This window comes from Oceanicoccus sagamiensis (genome assembly GCF_002117105.1).
Classification (GTDB): domain Bacteria; phylum Pseudomonadota; class Gammaproteobacteria; order Pseudomonadales; family Dasaniaceae; genus Oceanicoccus; species Oceanicoccus sagamiensis.
Map to the genome: position 1 here is coordinate 2,786,564 of NZ_CP019343.1, position 14,695 is coordinate 2,801,258.

At 47.8% G+C, this 14,695-nt stretch carries 17 protein-coding genes and 1 pseudogene; 10 read left to right on the forward strand and 8 right to left on the reverse strand.

Annotated elements, in window-relative coordinates:
• Position 1 precedes the first annotated feature (1 nt).
• Positions 2-322: a DUF3301 domain-containing protein gene (locus BST96_RS12820; protein WP_085759089.1), complete on the forward strand. Its 321-nt coding sequence runs from the start codon at positions 2-4 to the stop codon at positions 320-322.
• Between the two features lie 58 nt (positions 323-380).
• Here BST96_RS12820 and BST96_RS12825 read toward each other — a convergent pair whose 3' ends face one another.
• The 6 genes and pseudogenes from BST96_RS12825 to BST96_RS12845 all read right to left on the reverse strand — a co-directional run bounded on the left by BST96_RS12825 (position 381) and on the right by BST96_RS12845 (position 3,172).
• A complete protein-coding gene (locus BST96_RS12825) occupies positions 381-605 on the reverse strand; it encodes a DUF3820 family protein (protein ID WP_085759090.1) in 225 nt (74 codons plus the stop codon).
• Positions 606-643: 38 nt separating this feature from the next.
• Positions 644-1,054: a CBS domain-containing protein gene (locus tag BST96_RS12830; RefSeq protein ID WP_085759091.1), complete on the reverse strand. Its 411-nt coding sequence runs from the start codon at positions 1,052-1,054 to the stop codon at positions 644-646.
• Positions 1,055-1,145: 91 nt separating this feature from the next.
• Positions 1,146-1,985 (reverse strand): annotated as a pseudogene (locus BST96_RS12835) (nucleoid-associated protein); the annotation flags it as partial.
• A gap of 44 nt (positions 1,986-2,029) precedes the next feature.
• Complete coding sequence (locus BST96_RS21315) at positions 2,030-2,155, reverse strand: hypothetical protein (protein ID WP_276206916.1); 126 nt, start codon at positions 2,153-2,155, stop codon at positions 2,030-2,032.
• Positions 2,156-2,164: 9 nt separating this feature from the next.
• Positions 2,165-2,449, reverse strand: coding sequence for a hypothetical protein (locus tag BST96_RS12840; protein ID WP_085759092.1), 285 nt, complete (start codon positions 2,447-2,449; stop codon positions 2,165-2,167).
• 393 nt (positions 2,450-2,842) lie between these two features.
• Complete coding sequence (locus tag BST96_RS12845; protein WP_085759093.1) at positions 2,843-3,172, reverse strand: hypothetical protein; 330 nt, start codon at positions 3,170-3,172, stop codon at positions 2,843-2,845.
• 303 nt (positions 3,173-3,475) lie between these two features.
• On the opposite strand from BST96_RS12845, the gene BST96_RS12850 reads away from it, so the two are divergent.
• Both BST96_RS12850 and BST96_RS12855 read left to right on the forward strand, forming a co-directional pair.
• On the forward strand, positions 3,476-4,648 hold the full coding sequence (locus BST96_RS12850) for an efflux RND transporter periplasmic adaptor subunit (RefSeq protein ID WP_085759094.1): 1,173 nt from the start codon (positions 3,476-3,478) through the stop codon (positions 4,646-4,648).
• Positions 4,649-7,852 carry an efflux RND transporter permease subunit gene (locus BST96_RS12855; protein WP_206045336.1) on the forward strand — a complete coding sequence of 1,068 codons (3,204 nt, stop codon included), beginning with the start codon at positions 4,649-4,651 and terminating at the stop codon, positions 7,850-7,852. It abuts the gene before it with no gap.
• Here BST96_RS12855 and BST96_RS12860 read toward each other — a convergent pair.
• Entirely contained in the window at positions 7,804-8,127 is a 324-nt protein-coding gene (locus BST96_RS12860) for a hypothetical protein (protein WP_085759095.1), read from the reverse strand. The two genes, BST96_RS12855 and BST96_RS12860, sit on opposite strands and share 49 nt — an antisense overlap.
• Before the next feature lie 155 nt (positions 8,128-8,282).
• On the opposite strand from BST96_RS12860, the gene BST96_RS12865 reads away from it, so the two are divergent.
• The 4 genes from BST96_RS12865 to BST96_RS12880 all read left to right on the forward strand — a co-directional run bounded on the left by BST96_RS12865 (position 8,283) and on the right by BST96_RS12880 (position 11,246).
• Positions 8,283-8,903, forward strand: a complete 621-nt coding sequence (locus BST96_RS12865; protein ID WP_085759096.1) for a BamJ family beta-barrel-assembly machinery protein — start codon at positions 8,283-8,285, stop codon at positions 8,901-8,903.
• A gap of 240 nt (positions 8,904-9,143) precedes the next feature.
• Entirely contained in the window at positions 9,144-10,067 is a 924-nt protein-coding gene (rdgC, locus tag BST96_RS12870) for a recombination-associated protein RdgC (protein ID WP_085759097.1), read from the forward strand.
• A gap of 34 nt (positions 10,068-10,101) precedes the next feature.
• Positions 10,102-10,404 carry a Dabb family protein gene (locus BST96_RS12875; protein WP_085759098.1) on the forward strand — a complete coding sequence of 101 codons (303 nt, stop codon included), beginning with the start codon at positions 10,102-10,104 and terminating at the stop codon, positions 10,402-10,404.
• Between the two features lie 11 nt (positions 10,405-10,415).
• The gene (locus BST96_RS12880) at positions 10,416-11,246 is read left to right on the forward strand and encodes a CvfB family protein (protein WP_085759099.1); all 831 of its coding nucleotides are present in this window, start codon (positions 10,416-10,418) and stop codon (positions 11,244-11,246) included.
• Positions 11,247-11,249: 3 nt separating this feature from the next.
• On the opposite strand, the gene BST96_RS12885 is transcribed toward BST96_RS12880, so the two are convergent.
• A complete protein-coding gene (locus tag BST96_RS12885) occupies positions 11,250-11,753 on the reverse strand; it encodes a hypothetical protein (RefSeq protein WP_085759100.1) in 504 nt (167 codons plus the stop codon).
• 146 nt (positions 11,754-11,899) lie between these two features.
• On the opposite strand from BST96_RS12885, the gene BST96_RS12890 reads away from it, so the two are divergent.
• From BST96_RS12890 to BST96_RS20755, 3 genes are all read left to right on the forward strand, one after another.
• Entirely contained in the window at positions 11,900-12,376 is a 477-nt protein-coding gene (locus BST96_RS12890; RefSeq protein WP_085759101.1) for a BamJ family beta-barrel-assembly machinery protein, read from the forward strand.
• Positions 12,373-12,795 carry a group II truncated hemoglobin gene (locus tag BST96_RS12895; RefSeq protein ID WP_085759102.1) on the forward strand — a complete coding sequence of 141 codons (423 nt, stop codon included), beginning with the start codon at positions 12,373-12,375 and terminating at the stop codon, positions 12,793-12,795. The genes BST96_RS12890 and BST96_RS12895 overlap by 4 nt, the downstream gene beginning before the upstream one ends.
• A gap of 116 nt (positions 12,796-12,911) precedes the next feature.
• Positions 12,912-14,648: a DUF7024 domain-containing protein gene (locus tag BST96_RS20755; RefSeq protein ID WP_085759103.1), complete on the forward strand. Its 1,737-nt coding sequence runs from the start codon at positions 12,912-12,914 to the stop codon at positions 14,646-14,648.
• The last annotated feature ends 47 nt before the right edge of the window (positions 14,649-14,695 follow it).

Below are 14,695 nucleotides of genomic sequence, written 5' to 3' on the forward strand. Positions count from 1 at the left end.
GATGTTTGAATTAGGAGATGTTTTTGTCGGCTTTGTTTTTATCGCGTTTGTGATGTTGTGGTGGAATGCCCAGGGGGTAAAGCAAAAAGCGTTGATGGCAACCCGGGACCACTGCAAGCGCATGAACGTGCAATTGCTGGATGACGGTGTGGCGCTCAAAGGTTTTTGGTTTAAGCGCCATAACAATGGCAATTTAATGTTGTGGCGCTCCTATAATTTTGAATTTACCAGCACAGGGAATGAGCGGTATAAGGGCCAGGTGATTATGCTAGGTCGTTTTGTCGAGAAAATTCAAATGGATGCCTACCGCATCAATGATTAGTGCAGGGTAAAATATCTAAGGCTATGATGTTTAATTTGGCCGGGGTTGTTCGCTGTTGTTAGGGCTTGTTAGCTTTTTTTAACGGCTGGATAATCTCATCCTGTCCGTTCACTTTGATTTCCAGTGTCAATTGCATCAGCATGCCCAGCTTGCCTTCAGGAAAGCCTTTTTTCTCAAACCATAATAAATATTCTTCGGGCACATCGATAAGAGGCCGCCCCTGATATTTGCCAAAGGGCATAGCCATATTGGCGATGGTTACTAAGTCTTCCTTTTCAAACATAGGTTCGAGGTGTCGTTTCGAGGTGTCGTTTCGGGGTGTCAGGCTTCTTCTAAGGTGGCAGCCTGATAAAGGCCGTTGATAATATCGGTTTGGGTCAGCAAACCAATCAGCTTATTGTCCCGGTTAATCACCGGTGCATGGCGAATACCTTCTTCACGAATAATATCAACAGCTTCAAACAGGGTGTGATCTTCCTGGATAGTAATCGGGTTGGTAGACATAAAGTTTGCTACCGAAAGCGAGTCCCAACTAACATCCGCTAGCATATCCGCCAGGATAGTAACCATATCCCGTTCCGTAATAATGCCGATAGGCGCCTCGTCTTTGGTGACAACCAAACAAGAGAATTTTTCACTGTGCAGCATTTTGACCACATCGGTTAATAATGTCTCAGCTTTGCAAGTGGTGACCTCGCGGGTCATTAGGTCGTTAACCCAGATATCATGCATGCTATTGCTATCCCGTTAGAGTGTTAATGATCCATATTGGATATTACTGTGCTGGCTATTATTTATAGCACACTATGACTGATAGTAAATATTACTCTGTAGTGGGGGTATTAGAGCCTTTTAGCTGCTGCTTTAGGGATTTGGGGATTTCTTTAATGGTTAAAGTACCGGAGGCTTCATCATAGACAATATTTTGCCCAAACATATCGGCAGAAAAACTGATGCTCATATTTTTATCTCGGCCAAAATAGCGCACATAGCGTTTTAGACTGCCCCGGTCGGTATAGATCTCAGGCTTGGGGGCTTCTTGCTTTGACGATACAAAATCAGCGAACTCTTTTGGCTGTTGTTCGTTTAATTGTGTGGAGATATCCTCAAAGACCACAGGGGCGCCTTGTTTGTCTTGCTCAACACAGTAGTCGAGAATTTTGCCTTTGTAGTCGGTCACTTTCTCTTCCGGCAGTGAGTCGGCATACTGGTCGACAATGGTTAAAAACTCGCTGGTTTCAACCACCAGATCCAGCCCGGTAGAAAAGCCCAGAAAACCACTAAAAGCATCGCTAAGGTTTTTATTACCACGGCTGGTAATAATTGAAAGATATTTTTGTGAATCTTCTTCTAACCACTCTTCAATAAACAGGCGTGCACTGTAGAGCATTTTATTGCTGTCGATATAGCGGCTGGGAGCGATATCCAGTGTGTTGTCGATATGGGCGGCTTCGATATGGTTAAACCAGAAAATATAGAGCTGGTCCTGGTCCATAATGGTTTCCAGGGCAATCATAATATGTGCGGAAAAAGCTTCGTCATTATCCCCCATCTTTTGTTGCAGCTGTTCTAACAAGCGCTGGCTGGTTCTGGCAAAGGGAGATTTACCCTGCTGATGTTCCTGTAGCCAACCGGGCACCGGGTTATCAGATAGCTCCTGATCAAAGTGACCATACTGCTTTTGGCTGCTGCGCTGGTAGCTTTGCTTTAATTGCTCGAATAATGAATAGGCGGGCCGGAACTGCTGTTCTCTTCATCACGCAGGGTGGTGGTGAGGTCTGCGCCGGGTACGGGCCGTTCAATCTGGTGAATAATACAGTGCTTTAAGGTCATGATGGTCTATTAGTGAGAGCTAAAGATTTGGATGGAGTAACCCGAGGCAAGGGCTTCTTTAAGGGCTGGGTCGGCATCGATTAGCTTTTGGTCAACAAGAAATTTATCTTCGATCAACTTTCTTTTTTCGATAGCGGGTCTTTCAAAGCCCTGTTGCTTTAAATAAATTTGGCACAGTTGTTCGGCACCAAACAGATCTTTGAAATTGATATACATAATAAAGGGGACTTCAGCGCCTTTGGCAAAGCCCTCAAAGGCTTTTGGTGTGCGCGCATTCACGGAAAATACATACATAATCTGGGCTTGTTATAACGGCTATAAAAGAGGCGGGATCATACCATAAGTTGGTGGCGTGTACTCCTGTGTTTATAGCTTTGATAGTGGCGCATTGCTGTAAGGGGTAAATGCCTTAAATAAGGCCAGTGTCTTTCAAGCCAAGGAGACGTTCACCCCTCCACCAACAGCCGAATACTGTAGGGTGGATTACAATCCACCAAGCCCAGCCATGAGCATCCATATACCGGTGGATTATAATCCACCCTACGGGTTAACCATTTGAAGAAAGCGCAACCCCCTACCCAGTGCAGATCGTGCCAAGCCTATGTAAAAAACGATAGCCCCCCATTTATTCTGGGCAGCAATGCTCCTTAACGGAACTGACGGTTTGCTTTAGCCGCAATAACCCAATTAGGCCGCATATAGCCATTCCAACTCAGAAGCCGCTGGCAGCGCCGAGCTGCGAATAAAGTACTCCGCCGGGTAGCAGTGGCCATTGGTATCAATAGAGGCGGCGTGAACGATAGCCTGGATATCACCTTTGCTATCGTAGATGGCGGTTTCGTAGCCTTTGCCTTTGACGGTGTTGGTGGTGATATCGGCAAGGTGTTGACGGAATTGACGGTAGTCGACTTGGGTAAATACGCTATTGCTGGCTGAATTTTTCATGGTTTCTCTCTCTTTGCTCTCTGCTGTCTGGTCTTTAATATCATCGTGGCGAAGTACTGTATTGATTAACATGTCTGTATCAATAATCAGTACTGTATAACTATACAGCTTAGTGGGCTTTGTTTATCCTGCAAGTTTTAACATGAAAAAAAGCGTTATTTTTTTGCTGAGGATACTCAGCTCTTGCATTGCTGGACATAAAATAGTCAATAAGATCAAATAGATAGCAGCTAAATAGCGTTGATATTTGTCAACGTGGGCGGGCTGTTATCGGCTTATGATGCTTTTCTGCAACTAAATACCCTGTAAATCAGTCATAGCTGCGTATAATGCGCAGCCAGTCGGTTGTTTCGCACTAATTAGAGGAAGTTTTGAATGAGTCAGGTTTGGCTAAAACGTTTATTGCCTGTTGCCATTATTATTGTTGCTGTGTTGATTGCCCAGGCCATGATTGCCCTGCAGACCGCTCCAGCCAAAAAGCCTAATGTCCAGCCAAGCCCCAATGTAGAAGTGAGTACCATTAAGAATGGTCCCTTGACTCTAAGTGTCCGTTCGCAGGGCACGGTAGGTGCAAGGCGAACGATAGAGTGGGCCAGTGAAGTCGCTGGACGTGTTATATGGGTATCTCCGAGTTTCGTTGAAGGGGCCCATATTGAGGCGGGTACACTGCTAATGAAGCTGGACCCGACTGATTACCAAGTGGCCCTGGCTGAAGCCGAGGCCAGTGTGGCTGATGCCAATCTATCCCTGACTGAAGAGCGCAATGAGTTTCGCCGGGGCACGACTTACCGCAGTAATAATAAGCAGTCAGCTACTGCCAGCTTGCGCCAGCCCAAATTGGCTTTGGTTGAAGCACGCTATAAGGCCGCTGAAGAAAAACTCAAGCAGGCAAAAGCCGATTTGGCGGCGACGGAGATCCGGGCACCCTTTGATGCCGTGGTAGATAACAAGCAGGTTGATCTGGGGCAATATGTGTCCAGCAATGCCGTGCTGTTTACCTTATACAGTACCAATACCGCCGAGGTCAGGTTGCCGGTCACCGCCGCTGAAATCTATTTTATTGAAGCCATCCCTGCTGAGGGTGGCGAGTTGCCCAAGGTCGAACTCAGTGCCAATTTTGGTATGACCCGCCAGCAATGGCAGGGGCGCTTGGTTAGAATAGAGCGTCGGGTTGATGCCAATACCCGCACCTTTTTTGTCGTTGCCGATGTAGACCAGCCTTATAATGCTGAGCAATATCCGATCCCTTTATCGGTAGGCTTGTTTGTGGATGCCGTGATCGATGGTATTACGATTGAGAGTGGCGTGCGTATTCCCCGGTCGGCACTGCATGGCGATAACTTTGTCTATGTGGTCGATAACAGCACTCTGGTATCCAGACAGGTTACGGTAGCCAGGCGTGAGCGTGATGCGATTGTGATTAGTGATGGTCTGAAAGATGGTGATCAAGTCGTTATGACCAAGCTGGACCTCATGGTAGAAGGTATGCAGATTACGGTGGTCCCGGAACAGCAGCTCTCGGTGGGTTCACCGGCCCCGGAGGCATAAATGAGTACACCTCCAGCAATACCGCCAACCCCTCCCTTGGAAACCGGCATTATCGCCTGGATGGCCCGCAACCCTGTGGCTGCCAATCTATTGATGCTGGTAGTAATGGTGGCGGGTATCCAGTCCCTGTTCACTATCACCAAAGAAGTTTACCCCACGTTCTCTAATGAGGTGGTCACCATTACCGTCCCCTATCCGGGCAGTTCGCCGGAAGAGGTTGAGCAGGGCATTCTGATTAAAGTTGAAGAGAAAATTCAGGATATTGTCGGTATTCGGGAAATTCGCTCGACGGCTAATGAGGGCAGTGGTGTGGTGCGGGTTGAGTTCGATCCGGGTACTGATATGTCGGCGGCGACCAGCAAAGTCAAAGTGCGGGTTGATAGTATTGCATCCTTTCCGCTTGATGCGGAACCACCGGTTATCGAAGAGGGCATTACCCGTAACCGTGTGCTTAACCTGACCTTGTATGGTGACTTAAGAGAAGAGCAGTTAAAGCAGTTAGCCGATAATGCAAGGGATGAGTTACTGGCCATGCCTGATATTACTCAGGTCGATGTAACCGGGAGCAGGGACTATGAAATAGCCATTGAGGTGTCCAACCTTGCCCTGCGTCAATACGGTTTACAGTTTGACGATGTAGTCAATGCGGTGCGCAATCAATCGAAGGATTTACCCGGCGGTAAATTGCGCACCGATTCCGGTTCTATCAGTTTGCGTTCTATGGGGCAGGCTTATACGGAGCAAGAGTTTGAAGCGCTGACATTAGTTAGCCGGGAAGACGGCACCCGGATAACGGTTGGCGATGTGGCCAGCGTGATTGATGGTTTTGAAGACCAGCCTTACCTGAGCCGCCTTAATGGTCGCTCGGGCATTACCCTGAAAGTTATGCGAGTAGGGCGGCAAAGCGCCCTAATGACCAGCGACCGGGTCAATGCCTATGCAGAAAGGCTGCGGCAGCGCTTGCCGGTAGGTGTTGAGGTGAGTGTTTGGGCCGATCGTACCGAGGTGCTTGAGAGTCGGATGAACCTATTGCTGAAAAGTGCGGCACAGGGTGTGTTGCTGGTCATGATAGTGCTGACACTCTTTTTACAAACCACCCTGGCATTTTGGGTGGTGATGGGTTTGCCCTTTTGTTTTCTCGGTGCACTGTTGGTAATGAGTTTTCCGATGGTCGACCTCTCGATCAATATTGTTTCGCTGTTTGGTTTTATTCTGGTGTTGGGCATATTGGTGGACGATGCCATTGTTACGGGCGAAAGCGCCTATAACCAGTTGGAAAAAGAAGATCAAGGCATGGAAAGTATTATTCGCGGAGTTAAGCGAGTCGCGGTGCCGACCATTTTTGGCGTGCTAACAACCATTCTTGCGTTTATGCCCTTGATGCTGATGGAAGAGGGGATTGGGCGTCTATTTAGCTATGCCGGGCCGGTGATTATTTTTTGCCTGATATTTTCTTTGATAGAAACCAAGCTGGTATTGCCGGCGCATTTACGCCATATCAAACTTAGAAATACGGCAGATAACAAGCGCGGTGTTGGCGCCAGTCTTTCCCGTGTTCAGCAGCGTATTAGTAGTGGTTTAAAGAATTTTGCCCAGTACCGTTATCAACCCGTATTAAAAATGGCGGTCACTTATCGCTATATAAGTCTGGCGATTTTTATTGCGGTATTTATTATTACCTTTGCGTTTTTCTCTTCCGGCATTTTGCGTTTTGTGTTTTTTCCTTCGGTGCCCTCCAATGGTATGAAGGTGACCTTGCAAATGCCTCAGGGTACTTCCTATCAACAGACCCATGCTTATTCGCTGGATATTGAAAAGGCCGCTCTGGCGGTCAACGATAATTACCGTGAGCGGTGGGATAAAGATGTGATATTGGCTTTAGAGGTTGAAGCCAAAAAGGATAATGAGGCCGTTATTTCCGTCGAGTTAGTGCCGAGTACTGAGCGGGATATTACCTCGGTAGAATTGGCCAATCGCTGGCGTGAAAAGATTGGCGACTTGCCCGGGGTTAAAGCCTTATCGGTCACGGCCAATGCCGGCTTTAGTGGCTTGCCAGTTAATATAGAATTACAGAGTAACGATTTGACTCAGCTGCGATTGGCTGCTGAAGAGGTGAAAATGGCTTTATTGCCGTTTGATGGTGTTTACGATGTTCGAGACACCTTTGATGCCGGTGGTCCTGAGGTCGATATTCGGATCACTCCAGAAGGTCAGGCCTTGGGTTTGGGGCAAGCAGAGTTGGCACGTCAGGTACGCCAGGCATTTTTTGGTGCTGAGATTCAGCGCTTGCAACGTGATCGGCATGAAGTGCGTGTCTATGTTCGCTTCCCCGCCGAGCAGCGCCAGAGTTTGGAAACCTTGCGCTCTATGTGGATTCAGTTGCCCGCCAGTGCCAATACCACGGCAGAAAAAGTGCCCTTTGATGTGGTGGGTGAAATTATAGAAAGCACCGGAGTCAGTACGATTACCCGTATTAATCGCCATCGGGTGGTGAATGTACAGGCCGATGTCGATAAATTAAAAACCACCTCTTCTGAAGTGGTTGCCACCCTGGAAGCAGAAACCCTGCCAGGTATTTTAGCCAAATACCCCGCTGTAGATTATCGCCTCAGTGGTGAAGCCGAAGAGCAGGCAGAAAATACCAACAGTCTGGTGATTGGTACACTGGTGATGTTGATTATGGTCTATGCCGCTTTGGCGATTCCCTTAAAGTCCTATGGTCAGCCCTTAATCATAATGTCAGTAATTCCTTTTGGTGTGGTGGGGGCATTTCTGGGGCATATGATTATGGGCATGCCCATTAGTATTATTTCTTTTATCGGTATCGTGGCTTTAAGTGGTGTGGTTGTTAATGACAGTCTGGTGCTGGTGGATTATATCAATCAGCGTGTGCGGGAGGGTATCGGCTGGTGCGATGCGGTACTGGACGCCGGTGTCAGGCGGTTCCGGGCTGTTATCCTGACTTCGGTAACGACCTTTGTCGGGCTGCTGCCGATTCAGCTGGAAACCTCCATCCAGTCACAGTTCCTAAAACCGATGGCGATATCAGTGGCCTTTGGTGTGTTATTCGCCACGGTAGTGACGTTGTTGCTGATTCCGGTGCTGTGTTTTATTGTGGATGATATCCGTCAGCTTATGCGGCGGGCCAAAGGCCTTTATTCGTCGACCCAGACTTCCCTTAGCGGCTCACCAAAATCGTCATAGATAATTTTCTTTCTGGGGCGACGAATGGCTGGTTTGGGTTTTTCGGGCTTCTTATTGCGCCGTGCATCAATGGCGGCGACCACCTCTGGCACATAGGTGCGGCCCTGTTTGGGCTCTTGGAAAGCGGTAGTCTGCGGCTTTAAGGGGCCGTTGGGGTTCTCCCTGCCGCTAATGCCCCGTTCGATCTCTGCCACTTCCCCGCCTTTTTCAAGGAAGTCGGCAATTTGCTTCTCCATATCATTGCGGATATCGGCTTTGGAAATGGGTTTTTTCACAGCGTTGGCTTCACGGGTTTAGCTAAATGTGCACAGCTATTAATAAAAGGCATTAGGTAAGCATAGCAGACAATGAACGCTATGCCCCGCCTACCTCTGAGGGCGGGTCTTATGCTAGAATGCGCGGCTTTTGATTATCCGGTTGAGTAAAACTTATGTCTGAGAAATATACCACAGTAGAACAACGTGTCAGTTACGGTGTAGGCCGCCAAATGGGCGACCAGCTTGCTAGCAATCCCTTTGAAGGCCTTGATATCAATGCCGTTGCCGAGGGTGTTAAAGATGCCCTTAATGGTGCTGCTAGCGCGGTTGATAGCGAATTGCTGCGCGCCGCCTATGAAGAGATCAACCAGCGTATGCAAGCCCAGGAAGCTGAAAAATCCAAGGCCATGTCCGCTGAGGGTGATGCCTTTTTAGCTGATAACGCCAAGCGCGATGAAGTGACCGTCACTGAAAGCGGTATGCAGTATGAAGTGTTGGTAGCTGGCGATGGTGACAAGCCTGAAGCGACTTCAACCGTCCGCACTCACTACCACGGTACTTTAATCGATGGCACCGTTTTCGATAGCTCGGTTGATCGCGGTGAGCCAACAGAATTTCCGGTTAACGGCGTGATTGCCGGTTGGACTGAAGCCCTGCAGATGATGGGTGTGGGTTCTAAATGGCGCTTATATTTGCCTCACCAGTTAGCCTATGGCGAACGTGGTGCCGGTGGTGCTATTGGGCCCTATGCGACGTTGGTATTTGATGTTGAGCTGATTGCTATTGTTGGCTAATTTTTGGAAAGTAGCTGGGGCGGGAACGGTCTGGTGTGGGCAGGTGTTTTCCGGGGGCGCTGTAAACCATCCCTGGACGCTCGGGAAAATGCCTCCCTGCATTTTTACGCCTCAGAAAACACCTGCCCACACCAGGCCTTGGTATTGAGTTTTTGACTTTTTTCAGCTGCTTTTGGTCTTGTATTCGTTGGACGCTCTCATTTATTCAGTGCCAAATCTCCATAATAGGAATTAAATAACATGTGGTTTAAAAACCTACAGGTCTACCGTTTTACCAAGCCATTCGACCTAAGCCCGGAAGCATTAAGTGAGCAGCTTGAAGAGTATGCTTTCCAGCCCTGCGGTAGCCAGGATTTATCCCGTTACGGTTGGGTGTCGCCCTTAGGCCATCACGGTAGTGAATATGTGCACGCTGCGGCTGGTTATATAATGATCTGCGCTAAAAAACAGGACAAAGTCTTACCTGCATCGGTGGTGAATGAGCAGGTGGTTGAGAAGGCTCTGGCGATACAAACCGAAGAAGGGCGTTCAGTAGGTCGCAAAGAGCGGGCTAACCTGAAAGAAGAAATTACCTTTGAATTATTGCCCAAGGCCTTTGCTCGCTCTTCATTGCAGTTTGCTTATATTGCCCCCAAAGAAGGTTTGTTAGTGGTTAACAGTGCTTCGAGTAAGCGGGCAGAAGAGTTGATTAGTTATTTGCGGGAAACGATTGGTACAGTGCCGGTGATACCGATAACACCTAATAATATTCCTCAGCATGTAATGACTGCCTGGCTGAAAAGCGGCCATGCACCGAAAGGCTTTGAGTTTGGCCATGAGTGCGAGCTAAAAGACCCGACCGATGAAGGTGGCGTGATTCGCTGCAAACACCAGGACCTGACTTCCAGCGAGATTAATAACCATATCAAGGCCGGTATGTATGTCAGTAAGCTGGGTTTAAGTTTTAGTGGTGGTATTGAGTTTGTGGTTGATGATACCTTGGCGATTAAGCGATTGGCGTTTGCTGACCTGATTCAGGAAAAAGCCAATCAGGTGGATGCCCATGATGCGGCGGAGCAATTTGATGTGGACTTTGCCATTATGACACTGGAGCTGGCTGCGCTCATTGCCGCGGTGATTGAGGTCTTTGGTGGTGAAAATAGCGAAGCCATAGAGGCGGCTTAAGCCGCTGATTGATAGCATAAACGAGGAAGCAAGAATGATTAAGCATGTACTGTTATTTAGAATTAAAGACGGCGTAGAAGGCCGCAGCAAAGCTGAGAGTATTGCTCAGGCAAAAACCTTGATAGAAGGTATGAACGGTAAAATACCCGGCCTGATCAAAGTAGAAGTGGGTGTGGATTTTTCCGACAGCCCCGATTCTGCCGATATGACGCTGTACTCAGAGTTTGAATCACGCGAAGCTTTGCAGGTCTATGCTGGCCATCCTGAGCATAAGGCGGTATTACCCTTTATCAAAAGTATTATTAGCGAACGCCGCTTAATCGATTACGAAGTGTAGGCTTAAAACTTATGGTGGCCATTGGGCAGTTTAATCAACTCGACATCGTTAAAGATAGCGATGCTGGCGTATTCCTGGATGGCGGCGAGTTTGGGCATATTTTATTGCCGAAACGGTTCGTGGCGGATGAGGCCCAGCTAGGGGATCAGTTGACCGTCTTTGTTTATCTGGATTCCGATGATCGATTGATTGCCACCACAGAAACCCCCCATGCCTGTGAAGGTGATTTTGCCTGGCTGAAGGTCGTTGAGATCAATAAGGTCGGCGCATTTCTGGATTGGGGGCTGCCAAAAGATTTACTGCTGCCCTTTGCACAACAAAAATTTAGCCCGGTTGAAGGTAAGCGGGTGCTGGTTAAAGTCTATCTGGATAATAGTAACCGTTTAGCGGCATCCTCACGTATCGATAAATACCTTAAGGAAGAAACAATGGGGTATCAGGTGGGCCAGATGGTTGACCTGATGATTGCGGATAAAACCGAATTAGGTTTTAAAGCCATTGTCGATAACGCTTACTGGGGTATGCTGTACAGCAATGAACTATTCCAGCCCCTCAACAAGGGCGAGCGTATTAGCGGTTATGTGAAACGTGTCAGGGACGATAATCGTCTGGATATTACCTTGACCCAGCCCGGTTATGAAAAAATATCGGGTGTGGCTGAGCAGGTTATTGAGGTACTGAAAGAGCATGACGGCTACCTGATGATCACCGATAAAAGCTCACCGGAAACCATTCGTTCCGTATTTAAAATCAGTAAAAAAGTCTATAAAAAAGCCATCGGGGCACTGTATAAACAGCGCCGTATTGCGATAGAGGATAAGGGTATTCGGCTGCTGGATTAATACCTAGGAGTCCGTCGCCTCAGATGTATTATCGCTTCTAAAGGCATCATATTGACTCGGTTCCAAAAACATCAATTTAATGGTGATATTTTTTATATCGCCTAATTCAAAGGCTAATACCATCACATTGAGTTGCTCATCTAATTGAGTCATACCCGGCAGGTGGACAAGCACTGAGCCGGTTTCGCTGGTCATAATATTCAGGTCGGCCTTGGCTTGAAACTTCTGGCTGATTTGCGTCAGGATGCCTTTCAGGCTGGCTTCAAAAATATCATAGTTAAAACCCGGGCCACAAAATTCCGAATAATCCATTGCCAGCTTCAGGTTGGATTTAAGGGTCTCTTTGATGGTGACGGTGCCCAGATCCAGAGATTTACCTTGTTTCAGCTCTTTAAAGGTCGATTTGGCTTTGTCTTTAGGAGGCTTGATAAACAGGCGGTCAAACAGGTTGGCGGCCAAATTGACAAGTTCAACAAGGTTAAGGTCGAGGGTTTTGTTATCGCTCATGGTTGCGGTTTCGCTAAATAGTCTAAAACGCCATATTATCAGACTTAAGCAAAAGTGGTTAATGCATTTGAGGCTCGGCATCGGTCACTGATTTACTGTAAAATCCGTTTTCTATTTCTTGTGTTGCCATTATTTAGGGGATTGAAGTGTCAAAAGTTGTCATTGTTATTATCGCTATTATTATTGTTATCTTCTGGGTGCAGCGCTCAGCGAGTAATAAAAAAGCTGCGGCAGAAAATCTTGCCAAGGGGCGGGAGTTTCTGGAGTCAAACAAGGCGGTCGATGGCGTAACGGTACTGCCATCAGGCTTGCAATATTTAGTCTTGGAATCTGGTACTGGTGCCGTTCACCCCGGTGCCCGAGATCAGGTCAAAGTGCATTACCACGGTACCCTGATCGATGGTACGGTTTTCGATAGTTCGGTAGAGCGTGGCCAGCCGATAGATTTTGGCCTGCATCAGGTTATTCCCGGTTGGACCGAAGGTTTGCAGCTTATGGTGGTGGGTGAAAAGGCGCGTTTATTTATCCCGGCAGAATTGGCCTATGGTCATCGAGCTATGGGCAGTATTGGCCCCGGTTCTACCTTGATCTTTGATGTCGAGTTATTGGGTATTAACGAATGAGTGATACGGCAGGCGATAAGGCCGTCAAACGTTACGGTGAGGGTGATACCTCTTTTCAAGCGGCGGGGGGTGAAGCCGGTATCCGGCGCTTGGCGGATGCTTTCTACGATACGATGGCCGAGCTGCCACAAGCAAAAACCATCCATGAGATGCATGGTGATAATATCGATATTCTGCGTGACAAGCTGGCGCGATTTTTATGTGGCTGGCTGGGTGGGCCAAAACTGTTCCGGGAAAAGTATGGCCCTATCCAAATCCCCAAAGCTCACAGCCATCTGGATATTGGGCTTGAAGAAAGGGATGCCTGGCTGGCTTGTATGGAGCGGGCTTTAGCGCAGCAGCCTTACCAGCAGGATTTCAGGGATTATATGCTGAAAGAACTATTTAGGCCGGCTGATCGTAGCAGGACAAAAGATTAGAGCGGCTTAAAAAGATGCCTGCACTAGTGGGTTGAACGGCGGTTATCTAGTACACTTTGCCCTATAAAGCTGCCATATAAATTGGTGCAGACAATAAAAGATCCTGGCGATTCACTATGGTGTTTATTTTACATTCAGCTATCGATGAAGGCTCAATCCGTGACAATATCGGCTTGCCTGAATATAGCTATTATTTCGTGCTAAAAGGTTTTTTGCCCGTGTTGGAAGATATGGGCGAAATCATTACGGTAAAAGATACCGAAACACCCCTTGATGAATTGGTTAAAGCGCACCGCAAAGCGAATTCCTCACTGCTACAGCGACTATTACCCTCTGGTAACAAAGGGCAAGACCAGCCCGTGTTTCTGTCCTTTTCGCCGCCCAACCACGCTCCGGTGGATTTGGACTATAAAACGCTTTGTGTTCTAGCTTGGGAGTTTAGCAATATCCCCAGTGAAACATGGGATGATAATCCAAAGAATGATTGGCGTTATGTACTGGGTAAGCACGGTTCAGCTATTGCGCTTTCAACGTACTCCGTCACCGCCATCAAGGAGGCTATGGGTGAGGACTTTCCTGTGGTGGCTATTCCCGTGCCGGTTTGGGATCGCTTCCAGTCCCTGCGTGATCGTTTGCAGGGCAAGACAGCGATTAATCCGGCGCAGCTGGATTTTAGCGGGCATATTGTTGACAGTCGGGAGCGTAGCCTGTCAAACGAGCAGCTTAACCCTATTGCCCAAAAAGACCAGGGGGCCTATCAGTGGAACGGTGAAGAGGTCACTCTTAACTTTAGTTTCAGAGATAAAGATTTTAATCGCCTTAATGGCTTCTATGCCCCGGAGCACTGGGGCGCATGGTCGAGGATTACCACACCCTGGGTGGAGCTGCCCTTTAATGTCAGCGGCTTAGTGGAGTTAACGGTAGAGGCCCACGGATATGGTGCCAATATTGGCCGTGAAATTACCGTATCTTTGGGGGCACAAACAGGCCAGATAACGCTAACCGATGCGCCAGTAAAACATAAGCTGATTTTTGACCTTGATAGCCCCGCTGATAGCATCAGTTTTAGTGGGCTTGATATGACACCGGTGGAAGGGTCTGAAGATCGCAGAAAACTGGCTATTGGTATTTGCTCGGTGACGTTGGTCGAGGGAGCAGCAGAAGATCTGGTTGAAGCCAGTGCTGATGAACATGCCGATGCAGGCTTAAAGCTGGATGGGGTAGTTTACACCTCTATATTTAACCCCAGTGATGGCCGTAAAAATTGGCTGGATATGGTGACTGCATTTTGTTGGGCGTTTAGAGATTGTGCAGACGCCACTCTGGTGCTAAAAATGACCAATAAAGATTTGTCTAACTATATGGGTAAGCTGAATTTATTGATGTCAGAGCTGGCCCCCTACCAATGCAGAATTGTTGCTATACACGGCTTTATCGAAGATGAAGATTATGCGCGTTTGGTGTCTGCAACCAGCTACTATGTCAATACCTCCAATTGCGAAGGTCTCTGCCTGCCTTTAATGGAATATATGTCCTGCGGCATTCCCGCCATTGCGCCGACCAATACTGCTATGAAAGATTATGTCGATGATAATGTGGCATTTACCTTGCGCTCAAGTTTGGAGCAAAATGTATGGCCGCAGGATCCCCGTGACGCATTTAGAACGATGCGCTATCGATTGGATTGGGAGTCCTTAAGAGATGCCTATCTGGAAAGTTATCGTGTCGCCAAAGAAGATCCGGCCCGCTATCAAGCCATGTCAGACAATAATATGAATAAACTAAAACAGTATTGTTCCGATGCGGTGGTAAAAAACAAATTGCAGGATTTTTTTGCCAGCATTGATCTTTAAGCTCGCTATGCTATGTCGCCCATTGTTTTATTGTGTATTAAATGGTT

Excerpts from the sequence above, each read along its gene's own strand:
- BST96_RS12820 (WP_085759089.1), top strand. The coding sequence starts at position 2 with ATGTTTGAATTAGGAGATGTTTTTGTCGGCTTTGTTTTTATCGCGTTT.
- BST96_RS12825 (WP_085759090.1), bottom strand. The coding sequence starts at position 605 with ATGTTTGAAAAGGAAGACTTAGTAACCATCGCCAATATGGCTATGCCC.
- BST96_RS12830 (WP_085759091.1), bottom strand. The coding sequence starts at position 1,054 with ATGCATGATATCTGGGTTAACGACCTAATGACCCGCGAGGTCACCACT.
- BST96_RS21315 (WP_276206916.1), bottom strand. The coding sequence starts at position 2,155 with ATGACCTTAAAGCACTGTATTATTCACCAGATTGAACGGCCCGTACCC.
- BST96_RS12840 (WP_085759092.1), bottom strand. The coding sequence starts at position 2,449 with ATGTATGTATTTTCCGTGAATGCGCGCACACCAAAAGCCTTTGAGGGC.
- BST96_RS12845 (WP_085759093.1), bottom strand. The coding sequence starts at position 3,172 with ATGTTAATCAATACAGTACTTCGCCACGATGATATTAAAGACCAGACA.
- BST96_RS12850 (WP_085759094.1), top strand. The coding sequence starts at position 3,476 with ATGAGTCAGGTTTGGCTAAAACGTTTATTGCCTGTTGCCATTATTATT.
- BST96_RS12855 (WP_206045336.1), top strand. The coding sequence starts at position 4,649 with ATGAGTACACCTCCAGCAATACCGCCAACCCCTCCCTTGGAAACCGGC.
- BST96_RS12865 (WP_085759096.1), top strand. The coding sequence starts at position 8,283 with ATGTCTGAGAAATATACCACAGTAGAACAACGTGTCAGTTACGGTGTA.
- rdgC (WP_085759097.1), top strand. The coding sequence starts at position 9,144 with ATGTGGTTTAAAAACCTACAGGTCTACCGTTTTACCAAGCCATTCGAC.
- BST96_RS12875 (WP_085759098.1), top strand. The coding sequence starts at position 10,102 with ATGATTAAGCATGTACTGTTATTTAGAATTAAAGACGGCGTAGAAGGC.
- BST96_RS12880 (WP_085759099.1), top strand. The coding sequence starts at position 10,416 with ATGGTGGCCATTGGGCAGTTTAATCAACTCGACATCGTTAAAGATAGC.
- BST96_RS12885 (WP_085759100.1), bottom strand. The coding sequence starts at position 11,753 with ATGAGCGATAACAAAACCCTCGACCTTAACCTTGTTGAACTTGTCAAT.
- BST96_RS12895 (WP_085759102.1), top strand. The coding sequence starts at position 12,373 with ATGAGTGATACGGCAGGCGATAAGGCCGTCAAACGTTACGGTGAGGGT.
- BST96_RS20755 (WP_085759103.1), top strand. The coding sequence starts at position 12,912 with ATGGTGTTTATTTTACATTCAGCTATCGATGAAGGCTCAATCCGTGAC.